General features: G+C 69.1%; 27 protein-coding genes and 1 pseudogene. 12 read left to right on the forward strand and 16 right to left on the reverse strand.

Annotation, left to right across the window (positions count from 1 at the left end; all coding sequences use genetic code 11):
• Positions 1 to 10: 10 nt before the first annotated feature.
• From Q0653_RS08010 to Q0653_RS08050, 9 genes and pseudogenes are all read right to left on the reverse strand, one after another.
• The gene (locus Q0653_RS08010; protein WP_298944039.1) at positions 11 to 1,168 is read right to left on the reverse strand and encodes a DNA cytosine methyltransferase; all 1,158 of its coding nucleotides are present in this window, start codon (positions 1,166 to 1,168) and stop codon (positions 11 to 13) included.
• Between the two features lie 668 nt (positions 1,169 to 1,836).
• A complete protein-coding gene (locus Q0653_RS08015; RefSeq protein ID WP_298944041.1) occupies positions 1,837 to 2,778 on the reverse strand; it encodes a tyrosine-type recombinase/integrase in 942 nt (313 codons plus the stop codon).
• A 238-nt stretch (positions 2,779 to 3,016) separates the two neighbouring features.
• Positions 3,017 to 3,361, reverse strand: a complete 345-nt coding sequence (locus tag Q0653_RS08020; protein ID WP_298944043.1) for a hypothetical protein — start codon at positions 3,359 to 3,361, stop codon at positions 3,017 to 3,019.
• Positions 3,358 to 3,684, reverse strand: a complete 327-nt coding sequence (locus Q0653_RS08025; RefSeq protein ID WP_298944045.1) for a WhiB family transcriptional regulator — start codon at positions 3,682 to 3,684, stop codon at positions 3,358 to 3,360. Before Q0653_RS08025 ends, Q0653_RS08020 begins: the two co-directional genes overlap by 4 nt.
• Positions 3,681 to 4,061: a hypothetical protein gene (locus Q0653_RS08030; RefSeq protein WP_298944047.1), complete on the reverse strand. Its 381-nt coding sequence runs from the start codon at positions 4,059 to 4,061 to the stop codon at positions 3,681 to 3,683. Before Q0653_RS08030 ends, Q0653_RS08025 begins: the two co-directional genes overlap by 4 nt.
• A 3-nt stretch (positions 4,062 to 4,064) precedes the next feature.
• Positions 4,065 to 4,649: a hypothetical protein gene (locus Q0653_RS08035; RefSeq protein WP_298944048.1), complete on the reverse strand. Its 585-nt coding sequence runs from the start codon at positions 4,647 to 4,649 to the stop codon at positions 4,065 to 4,067.
• Positions 4,646 to 5,239 (reverse strand): hypothetical protein, encoded by a 594-nt coding sequence (locus tag Q0653_RS08040; protein WP_298944050.1) that lies wholly within the window; start codon positions 5,237 to 5,239, stop codon positions 4,646 to 4,648. Before Q0653_RS08040 ends, Q0653_RS08035 begins: the two co-directional genes overlap by 4 nt.
• A 91-nt stretch (positions 5,240 to 5,330) precedes the next feature.
• Positions 5,331 to 6,209, reverse strand: a complete 879-nt coding sequence (locus Q0653_RS08045; RefSeq protein WP_366521973.1) for a protein rep — start codon at positions 6,207 to 6,209, stop codon at positions 5,331 to 5,333.
• A 324-nt stretch (positions 6,210 to 6,533) separates the two neighbouring features.
• A pseudogene (locus tag Q0653_RS08050) lies at positions 6,534 to 6,794 on the reverse strand (LLM class flavin-dependent oxidoreductase); the annotation flags it as partial.
• A 162-nt stretch (positions 6,795 to 6,956) separates the two neighbouring features.
• Between Q0653_RS08050 and Q0653_RS08055 the strand changes: the two are divergent.
• Positions 6,957 to 7,907 (forward strand): aldo/keto reductase, encoded by a 951-nt coding sequence (locus Q0653_RS08055; RefSeq protein WP_298744783.1) that lies wholly within the window; start codon positions 6,957 to 6,959, stop codon positions 7,905 to 7,907.
• A gap of 3 nt (positions 7,908 to 7,910) precedes the next feature.
• On the opposite strand, the gene Q0653_RS08060 is transcribed toward Q0653_RS08055, so the two are convergent.
• Positions 7,911 to 8,465 carry a DNA starvation/stationary phase protection protein gene (locus Q0653_RS08060; RefSeq protein WP_261606678.1) on the reverse strand — a complete coding sequence of 185 codons (555 nt, stop codon included), beginning with the start codon at positions 8,463 to 8,465 and terminating at the stop codon, positions 7,911 to 7,913.
• Positions 8,466 to 8,549: 84 nt separating this feature from the next.
• On the opposite strand from Q0653_RS08060, the gene Q0653_RS08065 reads away from it, so the two are divergent.
• The 3 genes from Q0653_RS08065 (at position 8,550) to Q0653_RS08075 (ending at position 11,960) form a co-directional block, all read left to right on the forward strand.
• The gene (locus Q0653_RS08065; protein ID WP_298744780.1) at positions 8,550 to 9,284 is read left to right on the forward strand and encodes a sulfurtransferase; all 735 of its coding nucleotides are present in this window, start codon (positions 8,550 to 8,552) and stop codon (positions 9,282 to 9,284) included.
• Positions 9,285 to 9,357: 73 nt separating this feature from the next.
• Positions 9,358 to 10,647, forward strand: coding sequence for an aminotransferase class I/II-fold pyridoxal phosphate-dependent enzyme (locus Q0653_RS08070; RefSeq protein WP_298744777.1), 1,290 nt, complete (start codon positions 9,358 to 9,360; stop codon positions 10,645 to 10,647).
• On the forward strand, positions 10,644 to 11,960 hold the full coding sequence (locus Q0653_RS08075; protein WP_298944056.1) for an LLM class flavin-dependent oxidoreductase: 1,317 nt from the start codon (positions 10,644 to 10,646) through the stop codon (positions 11,958 to 11,960). Before Q0653_RS08070 ends, Q0653_RS08075 begins: the two co-directional genes overlap by 4 nt.
• A gap of 321 nt (positions 11,961 to 12,281) precedes the next feature.
• Here Q0653_RS08075 and Q0653_RS08080 read toward each other — a convergent pair whose 3' ends face one another.
• From Q0653_RS08080 to Q0653_RS08095, 4 genes are read right to left on the reverse strand one after another with little or no spacing between them, the layout of a single operon-like run.
• On the reverse strand, positions 12,282 to 13,190 hold the full coding sequence (locus Q0653_RS08080; RefSeq protein WP_298944058.1) for an ABC transporter substrate-binding protein: 909 nt from the start codon (positions 13,188 to 13,190) through the stop codon (positions 12,282 to 12,284).
• A gap of 37 nt (positions 13,191 to 13,227) precedes the next feature.
• Positions 13,228 to 13,959 (reverse strand): ABC transporter permease, encoded by a 732-nt coding sequence (locus Q0653_RS08085; protein WP_298744771.1) that lies wholly within the window; start codon positions 13,957 to 13,959, stop codon positions 13,228 to 13,230.
• Complete coding sequence (locus Q0653_RS08090) at positions 13,956 to 14,639, reverse strand: ABC transporter permease subunit (RefSeq protein ID WP_298944061.1); 684 nt, start codon at positions 14,637 to 14,639, stop codon at positions 13,956 to 13,958. Before Q0653_RS08090 ends, Q0653_RS08085 begins: the two co-directional genes overlap by 4 nt.
• Positions 14,636 to 15,472, reverse strand: a complete 837-nt coding sequence (locus Q0653_RS08095) for an ATP-binding cassette domain-containing protein (RefSeq protein WP_298944063.1) — start codon at positions 15,470 to 15,472, stop codon at positions 14,636 to 14,638. Before Q0653_RS08095 ends, Q0653_RS08090 begins: the two co-directional genes overlap by 4 nt.
• 95 nt (positions 15,473 to 15,567) lie before the next feature.
• Here Q0653_RS08095 and Q0653_RS08100 point away from each other — a divergent pair, with 95 nt between their 5' ends.
• Positions 15,568 to 16,965, forward strand: a complete 1,398-nt coding sequence (locus tag Q0653_RS08100; protein WP_298944065.1) for an NAD(P)/FAD-dependent oxidoreductase — start codon at positions 15,568 to 15,570, stop codon at positions 16,963 to 16,965.
• A 3-nt stretch (positions 16,966 to 16,968) separates the two neighbouring features.
• Here the strand turns inward: Q0653_RS08100 and Q0653_RS08105 are convergent, their stop codons facing one another.
• Positions 16,969 to 17,196: a putative zinc-binding metallopeptidase gene (locus Q0653_RS08105; RefSeq protein ID WP_261606669.1), complete on the reverse strand. Its 228-nt coding sequence runs from the start codon at positions 17,194 to 17,196 to the stop codon at positions 16,969 to 16,971.
• Here Q0653_RS08105 and Q0653_RS08110 point away from each other — a divergent pair.
• The 7 genes from Q0653_RS08110 to Q0653_RS08140 all read left to right on the forward strand — a co-directional run bounded on the left by Q0653_RS08110 (position 17,191) and on the right by Q0653_RS08140 (position 24,206).
• Positions 17,191 to 18,270, forward strand: a complete 1,080-nt coding sequence (locus tag Q0653_RS08110) for a crosslink repair DNA glycosylase YcaQ family protein (RefSeq protein ID WP_298944068.1) — start codon at positions 17,191 to 17,193, stop codon at positions 18,268 to 18,270. The two genes, Q0653_RS08105 and Q0653_RS08110, sit on opposite strands and share 6 nt — an antisense overlap.
• Before the next feature lie 29 nt (positions 18,271 to 18,299).
• Positions 18,300 to 18,845: an NYN domain-containing protein gene (locus Q0653_RS08115; protein ID WP_261606667.1), complete on the forward strand. Its 546-nt coding sequence runs from the start codon at positions 18,300 to 18,302 to the stop codon at positions 18,843 to 18,845.
• 16 nt (positions 18,846 to 18,861) lie between these two features.
• Positions 18,862 to 20,139, forward strand: a complete 1,278-nt coding sequence (locus tag Q0653_RS08120; protein ID WP_298944070.1) for a M18 family aminopeptidase — start codon at positions 18,862 to 18,864, stop codon at positions 20,137 to 20,139.
• Positions 20,140 to 20,309: 170 nt separating this feature from the next.
• Positions 20,310 to 20,927 carry a PadR family transcriptional regulator gene (locus Q0653_RS08125; protein WP_298944072.1) on the forward strand — a complete coding sequence of 206 codons (618 nt, stop codon included), beginning with the start codon at positions 20,310 to 20,312 and terminating at the stop codon, positions 20,925 to 20,927.
• 4 nt (positions 20,928 to 20,931) lie between these two features.
• A complete protein-coding gene (locus Q0653_RS08130) occupies positions 20,932 to 22,629 on the forward strand; it encodes an AarF/UbiB family protein (protein ID WP_298944074.1) in 1,698 nt (565 codons plus the stop codon).
• Positions 22,630 to 22,712: 83 nt separating this feature from the next.
• Positions 22,713 to 23,930 (forward strand): MFS transporter, encoded by a 1,218-nt coding sequence (locus Q0653_RS08135; RefSeq protein WP_298944076.1) that lies wholly within the window; start codon positions 22,713 to 22,715, stop codon positions 23,928 to 23,930.
• Positions 23,931 to 24,026: 96 nt separating this feature from the next.
• Positions 24,027 to 24,206, forward strand: coding sequence for a hypothetical protein (locus Q0653_RS08140; RefSeq protein WP_298744749.1), 180 nt, complete (start codon positions 24,027 to 24,029; stop codon positions 24,204 to 24,206).
• Positions 24,207 to 24,209: 3 nt separating this feature from the next.
• Here the strand turns inward: Q0653_RS08140 and Q0653_RS08145 are convergent, their stop codons facing one another.
• Positions 24,210 to 25,247 (reverse strand): beta-propeller fold lactonase family protein, encoded by a 1,038-nt coding sequence (locus tag Q0653_RS08145; protein WP_298944079.1) that lies wholly within the window; start codon positions 25,245 to 25,247, stop codon positions 24,210 to 24,212.
• Positions 25,248 to 25,326: the final 79 nt, after the last annotated feature.

The raw sequence follows: 25,326 nt of genomic DNA on the forward strand, positions 1-25,326 counted from the left end.
GTGCTCCCCATCAGACAGCATGCCGAGATTCGACGGCGCTCGCGTGGAACGGGCCCTTCACGAGCGGCATGAGGTAGTGCTCGCCGAGCCACGCGACGGCGGGCACGGCCACGGCGTCACCAAAGCCGAACAATGCCTGATTGTTTCGCGCCGTGCTGAGGTCGTAGTCGCCCGCTCCCATGAGTCGGGCGTACTCACGGGGCGTCATCCAGCGCACCTGGAGCCGCTTGCTACCCATGCGCACGACGGCCTGTTTCGATGATCCACCGCGCGCGGTGCGCAGGCATCCCGAGATGTCGTCGGGTCGAACCTCCCACACGGCGACGCCGCCACGGGTGCGGCGGTACGCCGTGCGGTACTTGACGCCCGACTCGCGGCGCATCGTGGCCACGCGCTCGCGTTGCATGGGCGATAGCGAAGAGACGAACGCCTCGGTGCGCTCTCGATCCCACCAGCGCTCATCGTCCAGCGGCATCTCTTCGATCATCGACCCGAGGCCCGTGTGCATGGGCGCAGGGGGCGCGGGGAGCGCCGCGCGGTGCGTCCTGAGCGTCTCGTCGCCGTAGACCCACTGGAGCCAGTCAGGGCGAAGCTCAGAGTTGGGCTCGGCGATGTCCTCAGGCGGGTTCTGAGCGCCGACGAGGAACAGTCGGGGGCGCGACTGGGGGACGAAGCGGCGCGCGTCGAGTGCGAGCACATCGACCGAGTAGCCGAGATCGTTGAACGCGCGGATAGCGGCGGCGAGGTCGTCGCCCCCGTGTGAGGTTGCCAGTCCGGTCACGTTCTCCAGTACGGCAACCTCGGGCCGGTCGTCGCCAAGCTCGCGCAGGAGCCGGATGAAGTGCCAGAAGGTGCCCGACTGAGCGCCCGCGAGGCCAGCTCGGCCACCCGCGAGCGAGAGGTCGGTGCACGGAGAAGACGCCCAGGCGAGTGAGACATCGCGCGGGAGGTCGGACACGAGCACGCGCCCGATGTCGCCCAGCGCAAAAGCGTGGCCGTCAGTCTCGCCGAACTGGGCGTCGTACATCGCTTTCTTGTCCGGCTCGTAGTCGTTCGCCCACGCCACACGGAAGCCTGCCGCCTCCATGCCCATGCGGGCCAGACCGATCCCAGCGAAGAACTCCAGCGCCCTCGGGCGCGCGGCATCCAGTGGCGTTACATCTCCCATGAGGCCAGCGTAACGACCGCCACCCGCATCCGGTCGGACCGGCGCGCACAGGGAGATGGGTCGTTGTCCGAGAGGTCTAGGCGACCCGTACAGCGCCGCACTCCGGGCAGAGCCAATACGGGCGCGGGGCCGTACCCGCCGGACTCATCCGATGAAGAGAGCCGCACGCATCGCACAGGGGTGCGAGGGGCAGGTCGCGCGCGTCGGCGTCGTCGGCATCCATGGCCGCAACGCTACGCCGAGGATGCGGCCCTGATTCCCGACTATCCGACGCGACTTTCCAGAAACGGCGAACGCTCGCCGATAGAGTCCCCGCTATGGGCATTCCTGGGCGTCGGACTGTCTCACGGGCCGAGTATCGCGCCTACATCGCGTCGCCCGCGTGGCGGCGGACACGAGAGCGCTACTGGGCATCGAAAATGCCCACGGCTTGCTACGTCTGCGATGCGCCGCGACGGCCAGGGATGCACTTGCATCACCGCACCTACAAGAATCTAGGCGCTGAGCGGCTCATGGATCTTGTGCCCCTCTGCCCGTCGTGTCACGACGAGGTGCACGCGCTCTACGACTCCGACCCCGGCGCGCATCGTCGCGGCCTGTGGGAGACGACGAAGCGGGCACGCGCGGCCCGTCAGCGCCGATAGGACGGCGCTCGCGGCGGCGTCGAGCTAGCCGAGCACCGAGGCGACGGCGTAGGCGCTGGAGCGCTCCAGACGCCCGCGCGCGCGGTCGTAGCGCCGTGTCGTGCGGGGGTCAGCGTGCCCCATCGAGTCCTGTAGGTCGGCCAGCGCCACGCCGTGCGCGAGCGCGATAGTCGCGTGCGTGTGGCGCAGGCTGTGGGGCGACACCGCCCCGTCGATCCCGGCGCGGCGGGCGATGCGCTGAACGGTCCGGAACGCCTCGGATGCCGCCCAGCGCTTGCCGGTCGCGGTCGTGAAGAGGGGAGCGTCATCGCTCGCCGTGTCGGCGGCGACGATCTCGGCCCCGTGGGCGGCGGATGCGCCGAGGTACTCGCCCAGCGCATCGACGGCCCGAGGCGGCAAGGGGAGCTTGGCGCGCTTGCCGCCCTTGCGCGTGACGACGAGCACGCGGTGCCCCGTGTCGTGCTGGAGATCGGAGACGTCCGCCCCGAGTACCTCGGAGATCCGCGCGCCCGTCGTGAGCAAGAGCGCCACGAGCGCGTACGAGCGCGCCCCGTCCTGGCGGGCGGCGTCGAGGTAGGCGTGCGCCTCGGCCTCGCTCAGGCCGCGTGTGTCGCTGTGGTCGGCATCGACGCGGGGGCGAACGACGCGGCTCACGGGGTGCGACTCGGCGCGGGGCATCGCGCCCTCGGCGCTGGCGTAGCTGTAGAACGACGACGCGGCGGCGAGCTTGCGCGCCACGGTCGAGGGTGCGCCCGTCAGCGTGAGCCGGTAGGCGTCGATGTGGCGGCGCTCAGCGTCGAGCGCGTCGAGGTCGCCCGCGTCGAGGAATGCGAACAGGCCGAGGATGTCGCCCCGGTACGCCCGGCGCGTGTGCTCGGAGCCAAGCGACATGAGCCACGCCCCGGCGAGGGCGGCGTGCCGCTCGGCGTTGGTCGTGTGAGCGGGGCGAGTCTGGAGCGTCGTCATGTACACATGATAACTGACATTATCGTGTGCCATCTAGTGGCATTTCGGAGCCGTCCGGCTCGACATTCCGGCGCGTTCGCCCTGCGCCCCGAAAAGCGACCGCCCCCGGCGTCGATGCCACTCAATCGACCGGGGGCGGTCGCGGTGTCGGCGGCGAAGATCGCGCCCAGGAAGCGCCCGCCGACGATGGGGCCGCGCGCGCCGCCGAGATCCCAGGCCACGCGGCGCGCGCGGCGGTCTAGGAATCCGGGAAGTACTTTCGTTTGGCGGCGGCGAGGATCTCGGGCGAGAGTCCGACCAACTCGCCGGACTCGCACAAGACGTGCACGATGCCCCAGAGGTCGAGCACGTAACAGAGGGCGTGATCCTCGGCGTGCACGGGTCGATACCCGCGCGGCAGGCCGTAGCTCGCGACTCCGACGTCAACACGGCGCGCGACGCCTGAGAATGTCGGCGACACGATGCGCGCTTGCGGCTGTGCGGCGGCGATCTCGTGCGCCCTCTGAGACGGTCCAGCCGTTGGCGTCGAGGGCGTGCCGAGCACGCCGACAAGTGACGGCCCGTCAGGTGTGTAAGTGCTCATGCCGCGCCCCTTGCTCTCTGCCTCGGCCCGCTCGCGCGGGCGGGTGTGCCCCGCTTCATCCCTGCCCAGAATCCCGACATCGACCAACGGGGCGAGGCGTCGGCGAACGCCGCGCACTCGGCCAGGATCGGGCACGACGCGCACACGCCGCGCATGTGCGCGACGTCGGCGGCTGACGGCAGGTCAGCCACAAACCGGGCGTCACTGTCACACGCGGGCGTCGAGGTCGTGAGAGCGTCGCTCAGCGCATCCCAGGCGGCTCGGGCGGCGGCGGGAAGCTCAAAGCGTGGGCCGAGCGGCACATCTTGCCGGGCGCGCGTCATGGCGTCCCCTTGGCCGTCAGACGGGCGCACAGCGCCGCGAACGATGCGAGGGAGAGCACGACATACGCGCCCGACGTCTCCCGCCCTACGCGGCGTTGCACGACGACGCCCCGCGAACCGTCGCCACGGTCTACGGCGAGCATGTCGGCATGGTCGAGAGACTCCGAGAGCCGCCCCGCTCTGCCGTAGCTCGTGCGGAAGGTCAGACCGTCGAGGCCGAGCACGTCGCCGCGCACGTCGCCGATCTCTTCCGAGATCAGCCGGTGCGGATGCCGGGGCCGGATCGGCTGGCGAAGCTCGGCGGCGAGGTATCCCGCGACGGACTCGCGCCACGCGGCGGCGAGGCGTCGGTCGTTGTGCTCGGCGGTGCGGCTCATGGGTCAGCGCGTCCCGTCTGCGATCCCTTGGCGACGGCGCTCGGCCTGAGCGGCGGCGGCGCGCTCGGTCGGGTGCTCGCCGGGGCGATAGACGGCGGTCGTCTTCGAGGTCGAGCCAGCGGGGCCGTAGATGCGCTCAACCTCGGCGAGCGCCTCGGCGCGCTCGGCCTCGGACGGCAGAGCGTAGGCGCGGCGGCGGGCCGTGTCGCGGGCGCGCATCCATTCCGGCGTGCCGTACTCCCAGGGTCGGAGATCCGAGGGTGCGGGGCCGGGGCGGACCATGACGGCCCCGTAGCGCTTGACCTGCCGCTCTTCGTCGTAGACGACGCCGACCCATGACGTCGCGAGCGATCCGTTACGGTCGCGGGCCGCTTCGATCATCTCCGACGTGACCGTGAACGTCTGCCCCCGCTCCAGCACGACGGCGCGCCCGGTGATCATCGAGCCGCCGCCGAGGTTGACCGTCAGGCCGGATCGGAGACAGTGCAACGTGTCGCCGGGCGAGGGGATGCGCGGCGCGCTCGCCGCCGTCGCTGTGTTGGCCGCGAGGATCGCGTCGAGGTCGTCGGGGGTAGTCGTGTCACTCATGTGAGCGCCTCCAGTCGTGTGGGTGTCGTTTCCAGAATCGTGAGGGCGCGAGCTTTCGCGCCCTGTGCCCGGATCTCGTCGGCGAGGTCGCCCCGGTCATCGCGGTCGAATGCGTCGGCGAGCGCCTCGGCGATCCCTGGCAAGGTCCGTGCGACGTCGCCGAGCACGCGGGCGATGCTGGCCGCGTCGCGGGCATCGCTGGCCGCGTCGTCATGTTCGATCCCGAGCCGGTCGGCGAGCGCGACAAGTGCGCGCATCTCGGCCTCTCCCAGTCGCGCACCCAGCCATGCGTTACCCGAGGCGTAGGCCGAGAGACGCGCGTCTCGGGCGTCGTTGGCAATCGAGGCGATGCGTTCCACGAGAGCGGCGGGCCGGACCTCGGGTGAGCGCTTGACGGCCTCGGCGAGCGCGGGGCGTAGGTGCCAGGTCGTGTGTCGGTAGATGGAATCGCGAGAGACGTCGAAGCGCCGCGATAGGTCGGCCACGGATGCGCCCCCGGCGATCAGGGCGTCGAGGGTGTCAGCCTCGGAATGCGAGCACACGTTACAGCTACGCCCGTAGGCGTTGCGGGTGCTCAGCGGCGTGCTCATGACGCACACGGTACGCGGGTTCTGGACTTATGTCCAACTATAGGCATGTCATCGTAGCACGTAACGTAGAACGTGTGTACTACGTTATGCGCTACGTTTCGAGGGTCGCCCGTAGCTCGTGACGTGCGCCCCTGAGCATCCCGCCGAGGGCGAATAGCTTTCGACCCCGGCTCGCCCGGTCGATCTCGGCGAGCATCGCGTCGGCGGTCGCGTCGCCCCGTGCCGCACGCTGTAGGAGCATGGCGGGGGTGAGTGTGCCCGGCGTGCTCGTGGGGCCGGTCGTCATGTGGCTCTTGGTCACGTATCCCACGGCGGCGGAGAGGCCGAACGGGCGCACGTCCTGCCCTGAGGCGTCGGCGGCGATCCCGAGGCGGTCGGCGGCGTCAAGGTAGCGGGCGACGATGCGCTCGCCGGTCCGCGCCGCCTCGGAGCGGGGCACGTCGTTTCCGAAAACGAGCAACGTGTGCGCGTGAACGTGCCAGCCCTCGGCGGTGTGCTCGATCTCGATCAGGCGGGCGTAGCCGCCTACGTTACGTGTCAACCATTGCCGGTGTGCCACGGCACCGAGTAGGGCGTCGAGCGCGGCCCACACGTCGCCGAGCGCCCGGTCGGGCGTGTGGCTGACTGTGGCTGTCCACACGAGAGCCGGGCCGATCTCAGGGGCGGCGCGGAGCGCCTCGGCCAGGCGGGCGCGCACGTCAGCGGCTCGGCGGTGCGAGCAACGGGCGCAACGCGCCGAACGGCACATCCTGCCGCGAACGCCGCACATGCGAACGCCGCGACTTGGCGCGTTCCTGTCCTGATACTTGCGAAGCTCGCTCACAGAGAGCCACACGTCGAGGGGTGCGCGTTGTAGTTCTGATACGTCTTGTGATGAATCAAGGGAGGTGTGGGGCGCGCGCGGTATCCCGAGGTAGCGGGCCGTCTCGGGCGCGATCTTCACGCGGCGGGGTCGCGCGGTTGTGCTCATGGGCTGTCGTCTCTCGCGGTGCCCCGTCGTCTGCCGTGACGGGGCCGGATGACGCCGACTGTACACGCTGACGGAAGAGGCGGCGAGCGCGAGGAATGCCCGGTCAGCCTTCGTTTTCAGAAACGAACCGAGAGCGGCAAGAGAATGCCCCCGGCGCTATGTGCCTGGCAGGGCGCGCCGGGGGCGAGAGGCGATGACGATCAACCGAGCGACACGGTACACGGTCCCGGCGCGGGATGCCCGACACGGGGGCAATGGGGCATACGTGACCGCTACAGGCGGCACACGTGACCGCTACGCCGCGAGTTGCCCAATAGCGTGATTAGGGTTCTCGTAGCGCATGTCGATCACGCCGGTCCCCATCTCGATGCGCTCGGTCTTCGCAGCGATCGCGGCGAGCAGCGGCATGGGCGCAGCCTGCTGGCGGGCGAAGTGGTGGACGCGGAACGAAATGCCGTTGACACCGAGGTCGTCCATGCCCTGGGCGAGATCGATCGCCTGGAGCATCGAGTCGGCCGCGGTCAGCTGCCTCCCGCCGCCGAGAGGTCCGTAGTGGCCGAACGAAAGGGTTCCGAAGCTCTGCATGATGCGGATAACGCTACGCCTCCGGCATCCATTCCGATGAATGGACGCCGGAGGCAACGAGACTGCGTCTCCGCGACGAGACGGCGTGTGTACCCCGCAGTCTCGTCGCGCACGCGCAGTCTCGCGAGGAACGCCCGGGTGTCGGCGTGATTGGATCGAGGTATGGCCCGCATCGGCAGCAGTGACCTCGACGTCTTCCCCCTCGCCCTCGGCGGCAATGTCTTCGGCTGGACGGCCGACCGTGACGCCTCGTTCCAGATCCTGGATGCGTTCCACGCCGGTGGTGGCACCTTCATCGACACGGCGGATTCGTACAGCGCCTGGGTTCCCGGCCATACGGGTGGTGAGAGCGAGACGATCATCGGCTCCTGGCTCGCCGCGCGCCGGCCCGAGGGGATCACGGTCGCCACGAAGGTCAGCCAGCATCCGGACTTCACCGGCCTCAGTGCCGACAATGTGCGCGCGGCCGCCGAGGCGTCGTTGCGGCGACTGGGCGTCTCGCAGATCGACCTGTACTACGCGCACTTCGACGACGCCGACACGCCGCTCGAAGAGACTGTTGCCGCGTTCGGCCAGCTCGTCACCGACGGCCTCGTGCGCTACACCGCGGTCTCCAACTACTCGGCCGAGCGGATCGCGGAGTGGGTGCGTATCGCGCGGGAGCTCGGCGTCGCCGAGCCGGTCGCGATCCAGCCGCACTACAACCTCGTCCACCGTGAGATCGAGCAGGACATCGTGCCGCTCGCGGTCCGCGAGAACCTCAGCCTCGTCCCCTACTTCGCCCTCGCCAAGGGATTCCTGACCGGCAAATATCGGTCGACGGATGCCGAGGGGCAGTCTTCGCCGCGTGCCGCGGCAGCATCCACCTACGCGACGCCGCAGGGTCTGCAGATCCTCGATGAGCTCGACCGGATCGGCCGGGGACACGGGGTCTCGATCGCCGCGACGGCGCTCGCCTGGCTCCGCGCGAAGCCCGGTGTGGTCGCGCCCATCGCCTCCGCGTCGAAGCTCGCCCAGGTCACCGACCTGCTCGACGGCGCTCGCACGAACCTGACGACGGATGAGGTCGCGGCCCTCGACAACATCTCGGAGTGGACGCCTGCCGATATGTGAGCGTCAGCGCTTCTTCGGCGTGCGGTTCTCGGCGCTCACCATCCACGACAACTGTTCGAGGCGCTCGAGCACCGCGTGCAGGATGTCGGCGCTCGTCGGGTCTTCCTCGTCGACCGCGTCGTGCACGTCACGACACGTGCCGCAGACGTCGTCGAGGCGTTCGGTGATGAGATCGATGACCTCTGTCGTTGCGATCTCGCCCTGCGGAAACTCGGGGAGGGTCGTCGTCTCGGCGACCTGGTCGCTGCGGCCGTCCGGCAGGGCGTGCAGCGCACGCATGCGCTCGGCGATCGTGTCGGCGAACTCGCGGGCGGCGTCGATGATCTCATCGAGCTGAAGGTGGGTGTCGCGGAAGTTCGTGCCGACGACGTTCCAGTGCGCCTGCTTGCCCTGGAGGGACAGCTCGATCAGGTCGACGAGGACTTTCTGCAGATTCGCACTCAGGTCGGCGGATGCGGTGAACCCCTTCTCGGCGTTCTCGCCGGCGGTGAGCTTGGCGCCCGAGCCTCCGGCTGCGCGACGACGATTGCGGGTGGGGGACTTCGTGGGAGTGGCCATGTCCCGAATCTACGACCGGGGCGCGGCCGAGGGAACGCCCTTGCCGGGCCTCGACGGCCGTGCTATCGACCGTAGGCTTGTCGCATGCCCGCCGTCCTCAACGTCTCCGCGTACCTGTTCACGCACATCGCCGATCCGGCGGCTCTGCGTCCGGTGTTGCGGGACCGGGCGGTCACGGCAGGGTTGAAGGGCACGATCCTCCTGGCCGAGGAGGGCATCAACCTGTTCCTCGCGGGCGACCCCGACGCCGTGCGTGGTTTTCTCGAGAACCTTCGCACCGAGCGGCGGTTCGCCGATCTGTCCGCCAAGGAGAGCTGGTCCGACGCGCAGCCGTTCGGAAAGATGCTGGTCAAACACAAGCGCGAGATCATCCGGATGGACCGTCCGACGATCCGTCCCGAGTCCGGGCGGGCGCCGTCCGTCGCCCCCGAGACGCTGCGCCGATGGCTCGATCAGGGGCACGATGACGCTGGCCGCGAGGTCGTGCTGCTCGATACCCGCAACGCGTTCGAGGTCGACTACGGCGCGTTCGAGGATGCCGCGGACTGGCGCATCGAGCGGTTCACGCAGTTTCCCGACGCTGTCGCTGCCCATCGTGCGGAGCTGGCAGGCAAGACCGTCGTCAGCTACTGCACCGGGGGCATCCGCTGCGAAAAGGCGGCCATCCATCTTCGCGAAGAGGGGATCGACGCCTGGCAGTTGGACGGTGGCATCCTCGGCTACTTCGAGAAGGTGGGCGGGGCGCATTTCACCGGCGACTGCTTCGTCTTCGACGAGCGTGAAGCCGTCGGCGCAGACCTCTCTCCGCGCGCGTCGTAACACGGCGACACCGCAAATAGGCGGGTCGATGTCGCGGACCCCACAATGGGCTGTCACGCGAAGGAGGACGGCAATGGGCCGCAAGGGATTCACGACGCGCCAGGTGCAGGGCTCCGGTCAGACGGGCGCGACACCTCGCGCCACGCCGATCTACCTCACCGCCGGTTTCACCTTCGACGAGTTCGGAGCGGCAGGAGCGCACTTCGACACGGGCGAGGGCTACGCCTACACCCGCATCGGAAACCCCACGATCGAGGCCGTGGAGTCCACGATCGCCGGGCTCGAAGGCGGTGCCGGCGCGCTGCTGGTGGCCAGCGGTCAAGCCGCCACGTCAGTCGCCCTCATGACCCTCGCGTCAGCCGGTGACCACGTCGTCGTCTCGAATCACATCTACGAGGGCACGCGCGGTCTTCTGCTCGACAGCCTGTCGCGGTTCGGCATCGACGTCTCGTTCGTCCACGACATCCACGAACCGTCAGCGTGGGAGGCGGCGATCCGTCCCGAGACCCGGGTGCTGTTCGCTGAGTCGATTTCGAATGCCACCAACCGGCTCCTCGACGTCGCCGAGATCTCCGCCGTCGCGCACGCGCACGGCCTTCCACTCGTCATCGACAACACCTTCGCGACGCCGTACCTGTTTCGGCCGATCGAGCACGGCGCGGATGTCGTGGTGCACTCGGCGAGCAAGTTCCTCGCCGGGCACGGCGCCGTCATCGGCGGCGCGATCGTCGACGCCGCCACGTTCGACGTGACCTCGCCCCTCTTTCCCCAGCTGACGGAGCGCGATCGCAGCGGCACGCCGAGCCCCGCCGAGCGCGCGGGCGCCGGCGCCCGGCTCGCCTACGCACGCGACAGCGTCGGTCCGCGCCTCGGGCCCACGCCGTCGCCGCTCAACGCCTTCCTCATCGGGCAGGGCATCGAGACCCTGAGCCTGCGCGTCGAGCGCCAGTCCGCGAATGCTCTCACCGTGGCGCGCTGGCTCGCCGCGCACGATGCCGTCGAATCGGTCGACTACGTGGGCCTCGAGGGGCACGCTGACCACGCGCTCGCCGAGCGCCTCCTCCCGGACGGTTTCGGTTCGGTGTTCACCGTGACTCTCCGCGGAGGCGCGGCCGCTGCGGAGAGCGTCATCGAGGCGGTCCGCACGTTCACGCACATGACCCACTTGGGTGATGTGCGCTCGCTCGTCTTGCACCCGGCATCCACCAGTCACATCCACCTGAGCGACGCCGAACGCGCGGCGCTCGGTGTCTTCCCGGGAACGCTGCGGCTCTCGGTCGGCATCGAGGACGCCGATGATCTCATCGACGACCTCACCGAGGCTCTGGCCGTGATCGCCGCCCGCGACGACCTCCTGGTATGAGCAGGCTCCAGCACTTCGGGTGGTTCTTGGCGCGCGGATTCGGGCCGCACGGCTGGGGGCACCCGTACCTCGACTGGGACTACCGGTGGACATCGCCGGAGCTCTATCAGCAGTCCGCGCGCGAGCTCGACCAGGCCGGTTTCGATTTCCTTCTGATCGAGGATGCGCCGTCGCTCGGCTCGGCCTCGACGATCGATCTGCGGGTGCGCCACGCGTTCGGCGGGCCCAAGCACGACCCGTTGCTGCTCGCGCCGTACCTGTTCGCCGCGACGCAGCGGCTCGGGGTGATCCCGACGGTCAATCCCGCCGCGTACCTGCCGTACACCGCGGCGCGGCAGTTCGCGACGCTGCAGCATCTGAGCGGACACCGGCTCGGACTCAACGTCGTCACCGACACCGGCAGCGCACGCCACTTCGGCGATGCGCCGCAACTGGGTCACGACGCGGCATACGACCGCGCCGAGGAATGGCTGGGCGCGGTGCGCGCGCTCTGGCGCTCGTGGGGTGCGGGCGCGCTCGTCGCCGACCCCGCGTCGGGCGTCTATGCCGACGGCTCGAAGCTGGATGCCGTCCGCCACCGCGGGGAGTATTACGCGTTCGACGGCCCGCTGAACGCCGTGCCGTTCACGCACGGGGAGCCGGTCATCGCGTCGCCGGGCGGTTCGGGCCGGGGGCTCGGGTTCGCCGGGGCGAACTCCGACATCCAACTGGCACTCGCCCCATTGACAGAGAAGAGCGTGCGCGACTACCGCGCGAAGATTCACACGGCGGCCGCCGAGCGCGGCCGTGCGGCCTCGGACATCTCGATCATGTTCGCCATTCAGCCGGTGATCGTCTCGAGCGCGGAAGAAGCCGACCGGGTGGTCGCGGCATCCGCGTCGCCGTCGGATGAGACGCTTCGCGTGATCGCGCAGCGCCAGTCCAGCGATCTGGAGACCGACCTCACGCGCCTCGACCTCGACCGGCCGCTGGACCTGGCGGTCTTCGGCGACCACGTGTCACAGGGGTCGATCCGTCGGCTCACCGGCGATCGGGATCCGGCATCCACCCCGCTGCGCGCGCACCTGGCCGCGCTCGCGAAGCTCGGCCGCATGTCGGACCGCTCCGGGCTCGTCGGCACCGCGGACGAGTTCGCCGATCTGATCGAGGAACTCGGTGAGTGGGGCAACGACGGCGTGCTGCTGTGGGGCGATCTGCATCCCGTCACGGTGCACCGCGTGCTGGACGACCTCGTGCCGATCCTGCGCCGCCGCGGAATCCTGCGTCGCGAGCTCCTGAACGGCGGCCTGCACGCCAATCTCCGCGCCTTCTGAGCGCGAGGCTCGCTGTCTGGCTCACCTCCGCTGGGCCGCCCGACCGGTCCCTTTTCTCGGCGCTCCCCGACCCGTGATCCCGGCGCCCGCTGACCGTATTCAGTCTGCACGGCGGCCGTGCGGCGGAATCGGGGGTATCTGGGCACCTTCCGGTCTGCGCAGACTGAATACGGACAGGGTGGAGGGGACAGAGGCCGGTCCGGCGGTCTGAATCCCGACGCGGCGGTCCGACGTCGGACGCGACGGCCAGGCAATCCGGGCTGACATGCGAGAGCCCCGGTATCCCGCGTGAGGCGGGATGCCGGGGCTCTCGGCTAAGGATCAGCTCAGGTCGTTGGCCGCGAGCCACTCGGTCGCGATGTCCTCTTTGGACATCTGGTCGACCGTGGACTGGACGTTCAGAGCCACCAGGCCCTCGGGCGTCAGCGCGGCGCTGACCGCGTTGATGACGTCGGCGATCTCATCGGCCACCGTCGTGCTCACGACCGGCACCACGTTGGAGGCGAGGAACAGTCCGTCCGGGTCTTCCAGAGTGACGAGGTTCTCGGTCTGGATGCGCGGGTCGGCGCTGTAGACGTTCGCGATCTGGATGTTGCCGGCCACCAGCTCATCGACCGTCGTGTCGGCCGTGCCGCTGAAGCTGACATCGACGCCATAGACCGACTTCAGGCCCTCGGGGCCGTAGGGACGCTGCTCGAGCTCGGGCGCTCCGCCGAGGACGAGGTTCGGAAGTCCCGCGAGGTCGGCGATCGAGGTGAGGCTGTTCTCCTCCGCGAACGCCGCCGTCACGTTGTACGAGTCCTGGTCGGTCGCCGAGGACTGGTCGAGCACCGTGAGGCCCTCGGGCAGGGCTTCCTGCAGCGCGGCGAAGACGTCGTCCGAGCTCGTGGCGGTCGTCTCGGGGTCGAAGAACTGCAGCAGGTTGCCGGTGTACTCCGGGAACAGCTGGATCGAACCGTCCTCGAGCGAGGGGATGTACGCGTCGCGCTGGCCGATGCTGAACTTGCGGTCGACCGTGAAGCCGGCGCCCTCGAGGGCCTGGGCGTAGATCTCGGCGATGATCTCGTTCGAGTAGTAGGCCTGCGAGCCGATCGTGATTGTGTCGGATGCCGGTGCTGCCGAGCTCTCGCCGCCGGTGAGCGGGTCGGAGGACGCGCAGCCGGCGAGCGCGAGGGCCGCGACGGCCGAGCCGGCGAGTGCGACGGTCAAACGGGTGCGGATACGGGACATGGTGTGCCTTTCGTAGGGATGCTGTGGACAGAGGGAATCAGGTGGCGTCAGCACGGTCAACCGCGGTGACGCGCGCGGTGTTCCCCGTGGGTCGGGCAGCTCGGCCACTCACACCGCGGGGGACGACGACGCGCTCAAGAAGTGCGAACAGTCCGTCGAGGGCGAGCGCGAGCACCACGACGACGAGCGACGCACCCAAGATGACGTCGAACTGGCGGAGTTGGATGCCTTGGATGATGAAGAATCCGAGGCCGCCGAGGCCGACGTAGGCCGCGATCGTCACGGTCGCAACGACCTGCAACGTCGCTGCGCGGATGCCGCCGATCAGGAGCGGAAGCCCGAGCGGGACTTCGATCTTCCAGAGCACCTGCCACGGCGTCATGCCCACTGCGCGGCCGGCTTCGATGACCGTACGGTCGATGGCCTGGACCCCGGTGTAGGCGCCCGCGAGGATCGACGGGATCGCCAGCAGGACGAAGGCGAACACCGCCGCTTCGGTTTTGTGGACGACGCCGATCACCAGTACGAGCAGCAGCACCAGGCCGAGAGAGGGGAGCGCGCGCGCTGCGCCGGACAAGGCGACGGCGATTTCGCGTCCGCGCCCGGTGTGGCCGATCAGCCATCCGAGCGGAATCGCGATCAGCGCCGCGATCGCGACCGAGCCGAACGTGAACGCAAGGTGCTGCCAGATCGCTTCGGGAAGCGGGAGCGAACCCGTCAGACGGTCGGGCGAGAAGATCCAGGCGAAGGCATCGAAGAAGACGTTCATGTGGCGCCCCCGACAGCGAGCGCGCGACGTTCACGGCGCGTCGGCGAACGGCGCGGGAGCCAGGGCATTGCGACCCTGCCGATGAGCACCAGGAGGAGGTCGACGATCAGGGCGATCACGACGACTGCCACGACCCCGGCGAGCACTTCCGGGATGATGCGACGCTGGAACCCGTTCGTGAACAGGTAGCCGAGGTTCTGCACCCCGATCAAGATGCCGACCGTCGCGAGGGAAATCGTCGAGGTCGCGGTCACCCGCAGTCCCGCCAGCAGAACGGGGCCGGACAGCGGGAGATCGACGGTCCAAAATCGGCGCCACGGACCGAAGCCCACCGCGATCGCCGCGCTCCGCGTCGTGGCGTCGACCGAATCGAGACCGTCGGCGACCGAGCGCGTCATGATGGCGATCCCATAGATCGTCAGCGCGACAATCAGATTCAGTTCCGACAGGTAGGGGATGCCGAACCCGGCCGCGAGGAGGGCGAAAAGGCCGAGCGAGGGGATCGTGTACAGCAACCCGACGGTGGTGAGCACGGGACCTCGCAACGATGTGTACCGCCAGGCCGCCCAGCCGATCGGCAACGCGATGAGGAACCCGAGTGCGATCGGAAGAAGGCTCTGACGCAGATGATCCAGCGTCAGGCTTCCGATCAGGTCGAGGTTGTCGAAAATCCAGTTCACAGACCCGCCTCGGGTCCGTTGCCGGTGAGCACACCCTGCGTGCGACCGGCGGCATCCACCAACACCGTTCCGTGCGCCGTCTGCTTCAGGGACAGCGCGCGCGACCCGCGGTCGACGCCGACGAACTCCGTCACGAAGTCCGTGGCCGGGTTCTCCATGATCTCGCTCGGGCTTCCGACCTGCGCAATGCGGGCGCCCTTCTCGAGGATCACGACCTGGTCGCCCAGCAGGAAGGCTTCGTCGATGTCGTGCGTGACGAAGACGACGGTCTTGTCGAGGTCGCGTTGCAGACGGATCGTCTCGGCCTGCAGTTCTTTTCGCACGATGGGGTCAACGGCGCCGAACGGTTCATCCATCAGCAGGATGTCGGGGTCGGCGGCGAGTCCCCGCGCGACGCCGACGCGCTGCTGTTGCCCGCCGGAGAGTTGCCGCGGATACCGATCGGCGAGTGCGCGATCGAGGCCGACGATATCGAGCAGCTCGAGCGCGCGTGCTCGCGCCTGTTTCTTGGGCGTGCCGCCCAGCACCGGCACCGTCGCGACGTTGTCGGCGACGGTGAAGTGCGGGAGCAGCCCCGCGTTCTGCAGGACGTACCCGATGCCGCGGCGGAGTTTCACCGGGTCGCGGCCCTGGATCGGCTCGCCGTCGATCGTGATCTCGCCGCTCGTGGGCTCGATGAGCCGGTTGATCATCCGCAGCAGGGTTGTCTTGCCACATCCGGAGGACCCGACGAACACGGTCGTCTTGTGCGCGGGCAGGACGAGGCTGAAATCAGCCACGGCCACGGTGCCGTCGGCGAATTTCTTCGTCACGGAGCGGAATTCGATCGCCATGCTGCTCTTCCGTTCGGGTGTTCCACCCAACCACATGCGGCCGACATCGGCGCAAGGGCTGGCATACGGCGTCACAGTCGGGTATGCGTGAAGGTATGGATGCCGCAGAGTTCGACCTGATCGTGATCGGCGCCGGCCCCGTCGGCGAGAACGTTGCAGACCGGGCGGTGCAGGGCGGCCTTTCGGTCGCCATCGTCGAGAGCGAACTCGTCGGCGGCGAGTGCTCGTACTGGGCCTGCATGCCCTCCAAAGTCCTGCTGCGCGCCGGCGCCGCCCTGCGGGCAGCGAACGATGCTCCCGGAACAGGCACGACCGGTGGCGTCGACGTTGCCGCGGTCCTGCGCCGCCGTGACGAGATCGTCCACGAGTGGAACGACGCCGGGCAGGTCGAGTGGCTCCAGGGCGCCGGCATCGACCTCATCCGCGGCCACGGCACGATCACCGGTGAGCGCGAAGTCACCGTCGACGGCGACCGGGTCCTGCGTGCTCGGCACGCCGTCGCCGTATGCACGGGATCGGCCGCCCTCCTCCCCGACATCCCCGGGCTGGCCGATGCCGCGCCGTGGATCTCGCGAGAGGCCACCGCCGTGCGCGAGATCCCGGAGTCGCTCGTGATCCTCGGCGGCGGCGTCGTCGCGTGCGAGCTCGCCACGGCCTACGCCTCCTTCGGGTGCGCAGTGACCGTCCTTGCCCGATCGCGGCTCCTCGGTGGGATGGAGCCGTTCGCCGGCGACCGGGTCGCCACTGCGTTACGCACAGCCGGCGTGGACGTGCGTACGGGCGTCGATGCCCAGCGGGTAACGCGGTCCGGGAGCCGCGTCACGGTGGAACTCGGCGACGGTACGCGGGTCGCGGCATCCGAAATTCTCGTCGCGACCGGACGCACGCCGCGCACCGGCGACGTCGGTCTGGATGCCGTGGGCCTCGAGCCCGGCGCCTGGATCGACGTCGACGACACGATGCGGGTGCGGGGGAGCGAGTGGCTCTATGCGGTGGGTGATGTCACCCACCGCGCGCTGCTGACCCATCAGGGCAAGTACCAGGCGCGTGCCGCCGGTGACGTGATCGCCGCCCGCGCACAGGGGGTCGCCGTCGACGACGCGCCGTGGGGCCGCCACGTCGCCACCGCAGACCACGCGGCCGTCCCGCAGGTCACCTTCACCGACCCCGAAGTCGCGTCGGTCGGACTCACCGAGGCCGCAGCGCGGAAAGCCGGCATCGCGGTGCGTGTGCTCGATTACAACCTCTCGTGGGTCGCGGGGGCCAGCACCCACTCCGCGCGATACGACGGCACCGCGCGCGCGATCGTGGACGAGGACCGCGGCGTGCTCGTGGGGGCGACCTTCGTCGGGCCGGACGTGGCCGAGCTCCTCCACTCCGCGACGATCGCGATCGTGGGCGAAGTCCCGCTCCGTCGGCTGTGGCACGCGGTGCCGCCGTATCCGACGCTCAGCGAGGTGTGGCTGCGCTGGCTGGAGGAGTACGGTCGCTGACCTTCACGCGCGCTCCTCCGGCGTGGCCAATGCGAGCGCGCGCTGTTCCTCGGTCGTCAGTGGCGCCCGCGTGACGATGTCGTGGACGAAGGCCAGCTTGCGCTGGACGGGCGCGGTGATCGTGAACGGGTAGAGGTCGGAGAGACCCATGGCGCGGTTGATGCGGTTGAATCCGCGCGACAGCCATCCTCCAGGGCGTCGCCACCCCTGCCTACACTGGCCGACATGCACCAGCTCTCCCGCGATGAGGCGCGCCGACTGGTCGTGCGTGCGCAACTTCTCGATGCCGATCGACCGGGCGACGTCGTCGAAGTCGCCGAACAGCTCGCCGCGATCAAAATCGATCCGACCGCGACGATCGCCACGTCCGAGCAGACGATCCTGTGGTCGCGCATCGGCTGGTCGTACGAGCCGGGACAGCTCCGCAAAGCCGTCGAAGGCGACCACCTCCTCTTCGAGCACGATGGGCACTTCCACGCGGGTTCGTTGCTGGCCGCACGCGTCGCGCGCATGCGCGGCCGAGTCTTGCGGGCCCAAGCGACGCAGTGGTTGGCGGCGAACGCACGCTTCCGTGCTGATGTCTTGGCTGCGTTGCGCGCCGAAGGGCCCCTGCTGGCGGCGCAGATCGCCGATACCAGCCAGGTCGCTCACGCGAGCGAGTCGGGCTGGTACGGATCCAATCAGGTCCCGCGGATGCTGGAGCTCCTGTCGTTCATCGGGGAGGTCTCGATCGTCGGGCGGGAGGGCCGCCTGCGCCGCTGGGACATCGCCGAGCGCTCGTTTCCGGCAGACATGCCCGTACTCGACTACGACGACGCGGGCCGCATCCTGGATGAGCGCCGGCTGCAGGCGGCCGGTCTCGCGCGGCAGAAGTCCCCGTGGACTCCGGTGGGCGACGCGGGGGAGCCGGCGACGGTCGAGGGATCGACGTGGAAGTGGCGCGTCGACCCGGTCGCGGCCGCGGGGCTGTCCGACGATGCGGGCGGCCGGGTCGCGATCCTCAATCCCTACGACGGGATGCTGTATGACCGCCCGCGCCTGAAGGAGTTGTTCGATTTCGAGTTCGTCCTCGAGCAATTCAAACCGAAAGGGCAGCGCGTGTTCGGGTACTTCGTGCACCCGATCTTGGCCGGTGACCGCTTCATCGGTCTGCTCGACGCGCAGCTCGACAAGAAGAGAGAGACGCTGGTGGTCGGCGCCATTCATGAACTCGTCGGCTTCGACGCGGACGAGCGAGACATGGTCCACGCCGAAATCCGCGACCTGGCCGAGTGGCTGGGCGTGGCGGTCGTGGGGCTGGGCTGACCTCCTACACTGAAGCGCAAGGAGGTCCTGTGGACACGACGTGGGTGCTGGTCGACGGTGAGAACATCGATGCGACGCTGGGGGGCTCGATCCTCGGTCGCCGTCCGCAACCCGATGAGCGTCCGCGGTGGGATCGCATCCTCACTTTTCTGCAGGATCGGTGGAATCAGCCCACCCGCGGCCTCTTCTTCCTGAACGCCAGCACGAACCTGCCGATGTCGTTCGTGCAGGCGCTGCTGGCGCTCGGATACCAGCCCATTCCGCTGTCGGGGGAGACGGACGAAAAGGTCGTCGACATCGCCATCCAGCGAACGCTCACGGCGCTCGCCGAGCGCGACGGCGACGTCGTCCTGGTCAGCCACGACCGGGACTTCGTCACCGAGGTGGCTGCGCTCACCGGCACGCGCCGGGTCGGCATCCTCGGGTTCGAAGAGTTCCGCAGCTCCGAATACAGCCACCTTCCGGGGCTGGAGTTCTTCGACCTCGAATACGACGCCGGCGCATTCGACGCAGCGTTGCCGCGCGTCCGCGTCATCCCGATCGACGAGTTCGACCCCGCGCAGTTCCTGCGCTGACGATCTGAGGAGACCCGTGCCTGATACCGACCGTGCCCGCGCCCACGCCGAAGACCTTGCCGACTTCGTCGCCGCATCGCCGTCGAGCTTCCACGCCGCCGCCGAGGTCGCCCGTCGCCTGGTGGATGCCGGGTTCGCCGCTCTCGACGAGACCGAGGCCTGGCCGGCACAGCCCGGATCGAAGCACCTTGTCGTTCGGGACGGCGCCGTGATCGCATGGGTCGTTCCTGCAGGCGCCTCCGCGGATACCGGGTTCCAGATCTTCGGCGCGCACAGCGATTCGCCCGCGCTCAAGCTCAAGCCGCAGCCCACGACGGGCCGGTTCGGCTGGCTGCAGGCGGGTGTCGAAATCTACGGCGGCCCACTCCTGAACTCGTGGCTCGACCGTGAGCTCCGCCTCGCCGGACGCCTCGTGCTCGAGGACGGCACCGCGGTTCTCGCTTCGACAGGGCCGCTGCTGCGGCTGCCGCAGCTGGCGATCCACCTCGACCGCGAGGCGAACGACCACCTGGCACTGCACAAGCAGACCCAGACGCAGCCGGTGTGGGGGCTGGGTGAGACCGCATCCGCCGACCTGCTCGGCGAGCTCGCGGGCGCGGCCGGGGTGGATGCTGCCCGCATTCGCGGCTACGACATCGTCACCGCCGATGCCGCGCGCGGCGCGGTTTTCGGCAAGGACGACGTCTTCTTCGCGAGTGGCCGCCTCGACGATCTCGCCTCCGTGCACGCGGGTGTGGTGGCGCTGCTCGCCCACGAGGCCACCGATCGGATCGCGATGCTGGCGGTATTCGATCACGAGGAGGTCGGCTCAGCCACGCGATCGGGCGCGGCCGGGCCGTTCTTGTCCGACGTGATCGAGCGCGTACAGCTCTCGCTCGGCGCCGACCGTGAGCAGCAGTTGCGCGCGCTCGCCGCATCCTGGTGCGTCTCGAGCGACGTTGGGCACTCCGTGCATCCGAACTACGCCGACAAGCACGACCCGGTCGTCCAGCCGATTCTCGGCAGCGGCCCGATCCTGAAGATCAATGCGAACCAGCGTTATGCGACCGACGGGGCCGGTGCCGCCGCCTGGCACCGCTGGTGTGCGGATGCCGGGGTCACCTCGCAGGAGTTCGTCTCGAACAACGCGGTCCCGTGCGGCTCGACCATCGGGCCGATCACCGCGACCCGGAGCGGCATCCGGACGGTCGATGTCGGCATCCCGATCCTGTCGATGCACTCGGCTCGCGAGCTCGCCGGCACGAGCGATCTCCTCGACCTCACCCGCGCCGCGGGAGCCTTCTTCGCCGGCTGACGCGCGCTGGCGGGGCGGGTCGTGCCGCATCGCGCGGTGGATGCGGCAACAAATGCCCCCCGAGCCGTCGCGGCAGGCTCCGCGTTGGCTGTGAGTCGCTCAGCATCCGCCCGATGCCGCATCGATCGACGTATCGTTGAGTATCGCTCGATATATCGTTGGAGGATTTCATGGGTACTTCATTCACAGACGGACGGTTCCCGGGCAAGGGTTTCGGACAGGCATTCGGCGGCGCATCGGCCGATGACCTCTGGAACACCCTGGGCCAGATCAAGGACGGTCTCGAGCAGAGTTTCGGCGACACCTTCAGCCAGTTCGGCCAGAAGGTCGGCACCCGCGCCCCGCGCGGCGACGTGCGTGCCGCGATCCTCTCGCTCCTCATCGAGCAGCCGATGCACGGCTACCAGCTCATCCAGCAGATCGAGGAGCGTAGCGGCGGCGCGTGGAAGCCGAGCCCCGGCTCAGTCTACCCGACCCTGCAGATGCTCACCGATGAAGGCCTGATCGACGTCGAAGAATCCGGCGGACGCAAGACCTACTCGCTGACGGCCGCCGGACGCACCGAGGCCGACAGTGCCGATCGCTCGTGGGCGACTTCCGACGCGTCTTCCTCCACCGGCGGCCCCCGCACGCACCGGAGCGGCGCCCCGCTGACGAAGTCGGGCGCGAACCTCGCTCAGGCGGCGATGCAGGTGGGCCGCACCGGCACGCCCGAGCAGATCGCCGAAGCGGTGGCCGTGCTCGACGACGCCCGGCGCAAGCTCTACGCGATCCTTGCCCAGGACTGAGCGGATGCCGGCGGAGCGCGCGCGCTACCGCCGGATCACCCGCTTCGCCCTGCGCTACATGGTGCAGGCGTGGTGGTACGAGCTCTTCCTTCCGCGCTTCGGGTTGCGCCGGATCGCCGAACGCACCCGGGCGCGACGGCTTCGGAACATCTCGAAACGGTTCCACACCCTCGCCGTCGACCTCGGCGGGCTGATGATCAAGGTCGGGCAGTTCCTGTCGTCGCGGCTCGACATCCTGCCCCCCGAAGTCACGGCAGAACTCGAGAAGCTGCAAGACGAAGTGCCCGCGGTCCCGTTTGCACTCATTCGCGCTTCGGCCGAGGCCGAGCTCGGCCTCCCGCTCGAGCGGGCGTTCGCGGCGGTGGATGAGACCCCGGTTGCGGCCGCCTCCCTCGGACAGGTGCACCGTGCGCGCCTCACGACGGAGGACGCGGAACTCACCGGGTTGGATGCCGTGGTCCTCAAGGTCCAGCGTCCCGGCATCGATCGCATCGTCGACGTCGACCTCGCTGCCCTCCGCCGCGTCGCGGAATGGCTGAGCCGCGTGCGCCTGGTCTCGGACCGGGTCGACATGCCGTTGCTCGTCGAGGAATTCGCGACGACGACCCTGGAGGAGATCGACTACCTGCAGGAGGCGGCCAACGCCGAGCGATTCACCGCGAACGTTGCCGACGGTGCGCGGGTGTCGGCCCCCGCGATCGTCTGGGAGCGCTCGACGCGGCGCGTGCTGACCCTTCAAGACGTCGCGGCGATCAAGGTCAACGATGTCGATGCGCTTCGCGCCGCGGGGATCGATCCGTCCGCCGTCGCATCGGAATTCGCGGCGGTGATGTTCGACCAGCTGTTCGCGGACGGGTTCTTCCACGCCGATCCGCACCCGGGCAACGTGTTCGTCACTCCGCACGCTCCGGATGCCGCCGGCCGCACGTGGACGCTCACCTTCATCGACTTCGGGATGATGGGGCAGATCCCGGCCGGTCTCCGCGCGGGCCTGCGGAAGCTCGTGATCGCCGTCGCCTCGCAAGACGGCGCCGGAATGGTGGCCGGGTTCGAGCAGGTCGGCGTGCTCTTGCCCTCCGCCGACAACAGCGAGCTCGAGCGCGCGCTCACCGCCCTGTTCCAGCGGTTCGGCGGCATGGGGTTTGCCGAACTGCAGGACGTCGACCCGCGCGAGTTCCGTGGGTTCGCCGATGAATTCGGCGAGACGATGCGCGCGCTGCCATTCCAGCTGCCGGAGAACTTCCTCCTGATCGTCCGTGCGATGTCGCTCGTCTCGGGGCTCTGCAGCGCGCTCAACCCGCAGTTCAACATCTGGGAAGCGGTCGAGCCCTACGCGCAGAAGTTGTTGCGCGAAGAAACCGGCAACGTTGTGGCGGACATCGCCGCTCGAGCGGTGGATGCCGCCGGCACCGCGATCCGTCTCCCTGGGCGTATCGACCGCACCCTCACGAAGCTCGACGCGGGACTTATCCAGGTCGCGAATCCGGGTGTCGAACGTCGTCTGGAGCGGCTCGAACAGACAGTGCGTCGACTGATCTCCGCCGTCCTGTTCGTCGGACTGCTGATCGGCGGCATCCTTCTCCTGGCGCCGGCATCCGTGATCGGTGTCGTGCTGGTCGTGATCTCGGTCGTCCCTCTCCTGCATGCCCTGGGAGTCGGCTCCTCTCGGTGGCGCCCTGCGCCGGTGCGGCGTTCGCGGTAGAATCGATCCCGATATTGGTGCAACTACCTGCTTGCGGAGCAAGGCGGCATGTGAAAACGAGCTGACTACTCCGGAGGTACCGCGTGAGCGAACCATCACTGATCCGCCATACCGGCTGGGGCTATTTCCCGATCGCCGCGCTCGCGCGCTTGCCGTTCGCGATGATGGTCGTCGGGGTCTTGACCCTGGTCACCAGCGCCACCGGGTCGATCGCACTCGCGGGGCTCACGTCGGCAGCGACCGGCGTCGGGGTCGTCGTGGCCGGGCCGCTGATCGGCGACCTGGTCGACCGTTTCGGGCAACGCGCTGTGGTGCTCCCCGTGGGGCTGGCCAACAGCATCCTGCTCGCGCTCTTCCCCTTCGTCGTCATGGCGGGCCTCCCCGGCGGCGTGATCCTCGTGGCCGCCGTGCTCGTGGGGCTCACGGCGCCGCAGGCGGCCGCGCTCTCGCGCACACGGCTGGTGGGGCTCACCCGTGATCGCGTGTCCGATGAGCGCCGCGAGCGCACGATGTCGCGCGTGATGTCGTACGAGTCCGCTGTCGACGAGACTGCGTTCATCATCGGGCCGGTGCTCGTCGGGGTGCTGGCATCGTTCGTGGCGCCGTGGGCACCGATCGCGATGGCGGCGTTGCTCAGCTTCGCGTTCGTCACGGCGTTCGCCGTCCACCCGACGGCCACGATGACGACGACGGATGCCGAGGCCACCCGCGCGCCGATTCGCGCCGTGCTGTCGGCCCCCATCCTGGTGGTGGTCGGCGCCACGTTCGGTGTCGGTCTGTTCTTCGGGGCGACACTGACCTCGCTCACCGCCTTCGCGCAATCGGTCGGACACGGCGAGCAATCGGGCCTTCTCTATGGGCTGATGGGAATCGGCTCGGCCGTCCTGGCTCTCCTGGTCATGCTGCTGCCCGCACGGTTCCCGCTGACACTGCGCTGGCTCGTCTTCAGCGGCATCCTCGTATTCGCCGCATGGGGCTATGCCACCGCCGGTGACCTCGGAACCGTGATCCTCATGCTCTGCCTCATGGGGCTCGGCGTCGGACCGACCCTCGTCACCCTCTTCAGCCTGGCGGGGGATCGGAGCCCCGAGGGGCGTTCAGCGACGACGATGACCCTCGTGGGGTCGGCGCTGACGCTGGCGCAGGCGATCGCCTCGGCGGTGACCGGCGCCCTCGCCGAGGCGACCTCGGCATCGGTCGCGATGCTCCTGCCCGTGGGGGCTACGCTGCTGGTGCTCGCTCTCGGCGTGGTCAATGCGGTCGCCTCTCGCCGCGCGCTCGCGAGCCTCGCCACGGTCTGACCCTGTTCGCGGGGCAGGTGGTGTCGCATCGGGCGGGGGATGCGGCAACAACTGCCCCCTGAACCAGGTGCTCCCGCGCTCGCTTAGGCTGGATGCGTGAACAAAAGCAGCCTCTGGACCATCGTCGGCGTCATCGTCGCCATCGTCATCGCGTGGGTGCTCGTGAACGTGCTGTTCAGCGTGCTCGCCTTCTTCTTCAAGGCGCTGGTGGTGCTCGTCGTCGCCGTCATCGTCTTCTTCGCGCTGCGCGCGGTCTTCGCCGGCTCCGACGAGTAGACCTCAGGCGAAGCGCACCCAGTTCGCCCCGCGACCAGTCTCGGCGCGCTGGCGCAGGTCGAGGCTCGCGCCGGATACCGCGTAGAGCGACACGTCGGTCGACTGCTCGCCCGCGGCGACGAGCCACGCGCCATCGGGGCTGACGGCGAAGCCGCGCGGCTGGGTCTCGGTCACGACGAATGTCTGCGCATCGGCGAGTGAACCGTCGGGGGCGACCGCTACCGGCGCGAGCGTCGATGCACTGCGCTCGGAGGCCCAGACCACGTCGTCGCCACTGAAGTGCAGGTCGGCGCCCCAGATGAGGTGCTCGGCGCGCGGGTCGGCGCCGAAGCGGCTGTGCGTGAGGCCCGCGGTGGGATCCACAGCGCTGGCCGCACCCACCGCGGCGAGGGTGCCGGCATCCGTGTCGCGCGAGAAGTGCAGCACCTCGCCGGAGTATTCGGTGAGGACGTAGGCGGCATCCTCCGTGCGGTTCAGAACGATGTGACGTGCGCCGGAGCCGGTCGGGGCCGCGACCGTCGCGGGCGAAAGCGGGTCGAGTGTCAGATCGTCGGTAATCGCGTACTGCGCGATCAGATCGTCGCCGAGCGAGACGAAGTAGGCGAACCGGCCGTCGGCGCTCGTGATGACCGAATGCAGATTCGGGAACGTGATCTGCGCGGTCGGCTCTCCCACGACGCCGTCGGTCACGGGGGCGATGAATCCGTATCCGGCGCCGTAGGCGGCGCCCAGCAGTGCCGTGCCGCCGCGTGTGAGTGTCAGATAGTTCATGGCGCCCTGCGGGAGATCCCGGCGCGAGAGCGGGGTCAGCTCACCGGTCTCCCGGTCGAACGACAGGGTCAGGATGCCGGACTCGCCGCTGGTGCCGTCGGCCTTGACCGACGCGTGGATGAGCGCACGCTCGACATCGACCGCGAAGTTCGAGCAGCCGGTCACGCCGCCAGTGACGGCGAGCCGCTCGAGGGCGCCGTCGCGCAGACGGAACGTGCTGATGCTGCTGTCGCCCGAGTTGGCGACGAAGACGAGAGAAGAGCCGGTCATCCTTCGATCGTAGGTGCGGGAGGCGGCGGCGGGTCCCGGCATCCGTGCACCACGTAGTCTCGAAGGGACGGAAGGAGCC

Origin of the sequence: uncultured Microbacterium sp. (assembly GCF_947488465.1) — a bacterium.
Classification (GTDB): domain Bacteria; phylum Actinomycetota; class Actinomycetes; order Actinomycetales; family Microbacteriaceae; genus Microbacterium.

Coding starts and splice junctions, on each gene's coding strand:
- Q0653_RS08035 (WP_298944048.1), bottom strand. CDS start 4,649: ATGAGTGACACGACTACCCCCGACGACCTCGACGCGATCCTCGCGGCC.
- Q0653_RS08025 (WP_298944045.1), bottom strand. CDS start 3,684: ATGACGCGCGCCCGGCAAGATGTGCCGCTCGGCCCACGCTTTGAGCTT.
- Q0653_RS08080 (WP_298944058.1), bottom strand. CDS start 13,190: ATGTCCCGTATCCGCACCCGTTTGACCGTCGCACTCGCCGGCTCGGCC.
- Q0653_RS08095 (WP_298944063.1), bottom strand. CDS start 15,472: ATGGCGATCGAATTCCGCTCCGTGACGAAGAAATTCGCCGACGGCACC.
- Q0653_RS08070 (WP_298744777.1), top strand. CDS start 9,358: ATGGGCCGCAAGGGATTCACGACGCGCCAGGTGCAGGGCTCCGGTCAG.
- Q0653_RS08065 (WP_298744780.1), top strand. CDS start 8,550: ATGCCCGCCGTCCTCAACGTCTCCGCGTACCTGTTCACGCACATCGCC.
- Q0653_RS08045 (WP_366521973.1), bottom strand. CDS start 6,209: ATGAGCACAACCGCGCGACCCCGCCGCGTGAAGATCGCGCCCGAGACG.
- Q0653_RS08130 (WP_298944074.1), top strand. CDS start 20,932: ATGCCGGCGGAGCGCGCGCGCTACCGCCGGATCACCCGCTTCGCCCTG.
- Q0653_RS08020 (WP_298944043.1), bottom strand. CDS start 3,361: ATGAGCACTTACACACCTGACGGGCCGTCACTTGTCGGCGTGCTCGGC.
- Q0653_RS08110 (WP_298944068.1), top strand. CDS start 17,191: ATGCACCAGCTCTCCCGCGATGAGGCGCGCCGACTGGTCGTGCGTGCG.
- Q0653_RS08055 (WP_298744783.1), top strand. CDS start 6,957: ATGGCCCGCATCGGCAGCAGTGACCTCGACGTCTTCCCCCTCGCCCTC.
- Q0653_RS08040 (WP_298944050.1), bottom strand. CDS start 5,239: ATGAGCACGCCGCTGAGCACCCGCAACGCCTACGGGCGTAGCTGTAAC.
- Q0653_RS08085 (WP_298744771.1), bottom strand. CDS start 13,959: ATGAACGTCTTCTTCGATGCCTTCGCCTGGATCTTCTCGCCCGACCGT.
- Q0653_RS08145 (WP_298944079.1), bottom strand. CDS start 25,247: ATGACCGGCTCTTCTCTCGTCTTCGTCGCCAACTCGGGCGACAGCAGC.
- Q0653_RS08100 (WP_298944065.1), top strand. CDS start 15,568: ATGGATGCCGCAGAGTTCGACCTGATCGTGATCGGCGCCGGCCCCGTC.
- Q0653_RS08015 (WP_298944041.1), bottom strand. CDS start 2,778: ATGACGACGCTCCAGACTCGCCCCGCTCACACGACCAACGCCGAGCGG.
- Q0653_RS08010 (WP_298944039.1), bottom strand. CDS start 1,168: ATGGGAGATGTAACGCCACTGGATGCCGCGCGCCCGAGGGCGCTGGAG.
- Q0653_RS08125 (WP_298944072.1), top strand. CDS start 20,310: ATGGGTACTTCATTCACAGACGGACGGTTCCCGGGCAAGGGTTTCGGA.
- Q0653_RS08075 (WP_298944056.1), top strand. CDS start 10,644: ATGAGCAGGCTCCAGCACTTCGGGTGGTTCTTGGCGCGCGGATTCGGG.
- Q0653_RS08060 (WP_261606678.1), bottom strand. CDS start 8,465: ATGGCCACTCCCACGAAGTCCCCCACCCGCAATCGTCGTCGCGCAGCC.
- Q0653_RS08030 (WP_298944047.1), bottom strand. CDS start 4,061: ATGAGCCGCACCGCCGAGCACAACGACCGACGCCTCGCCGCCGCGTGG.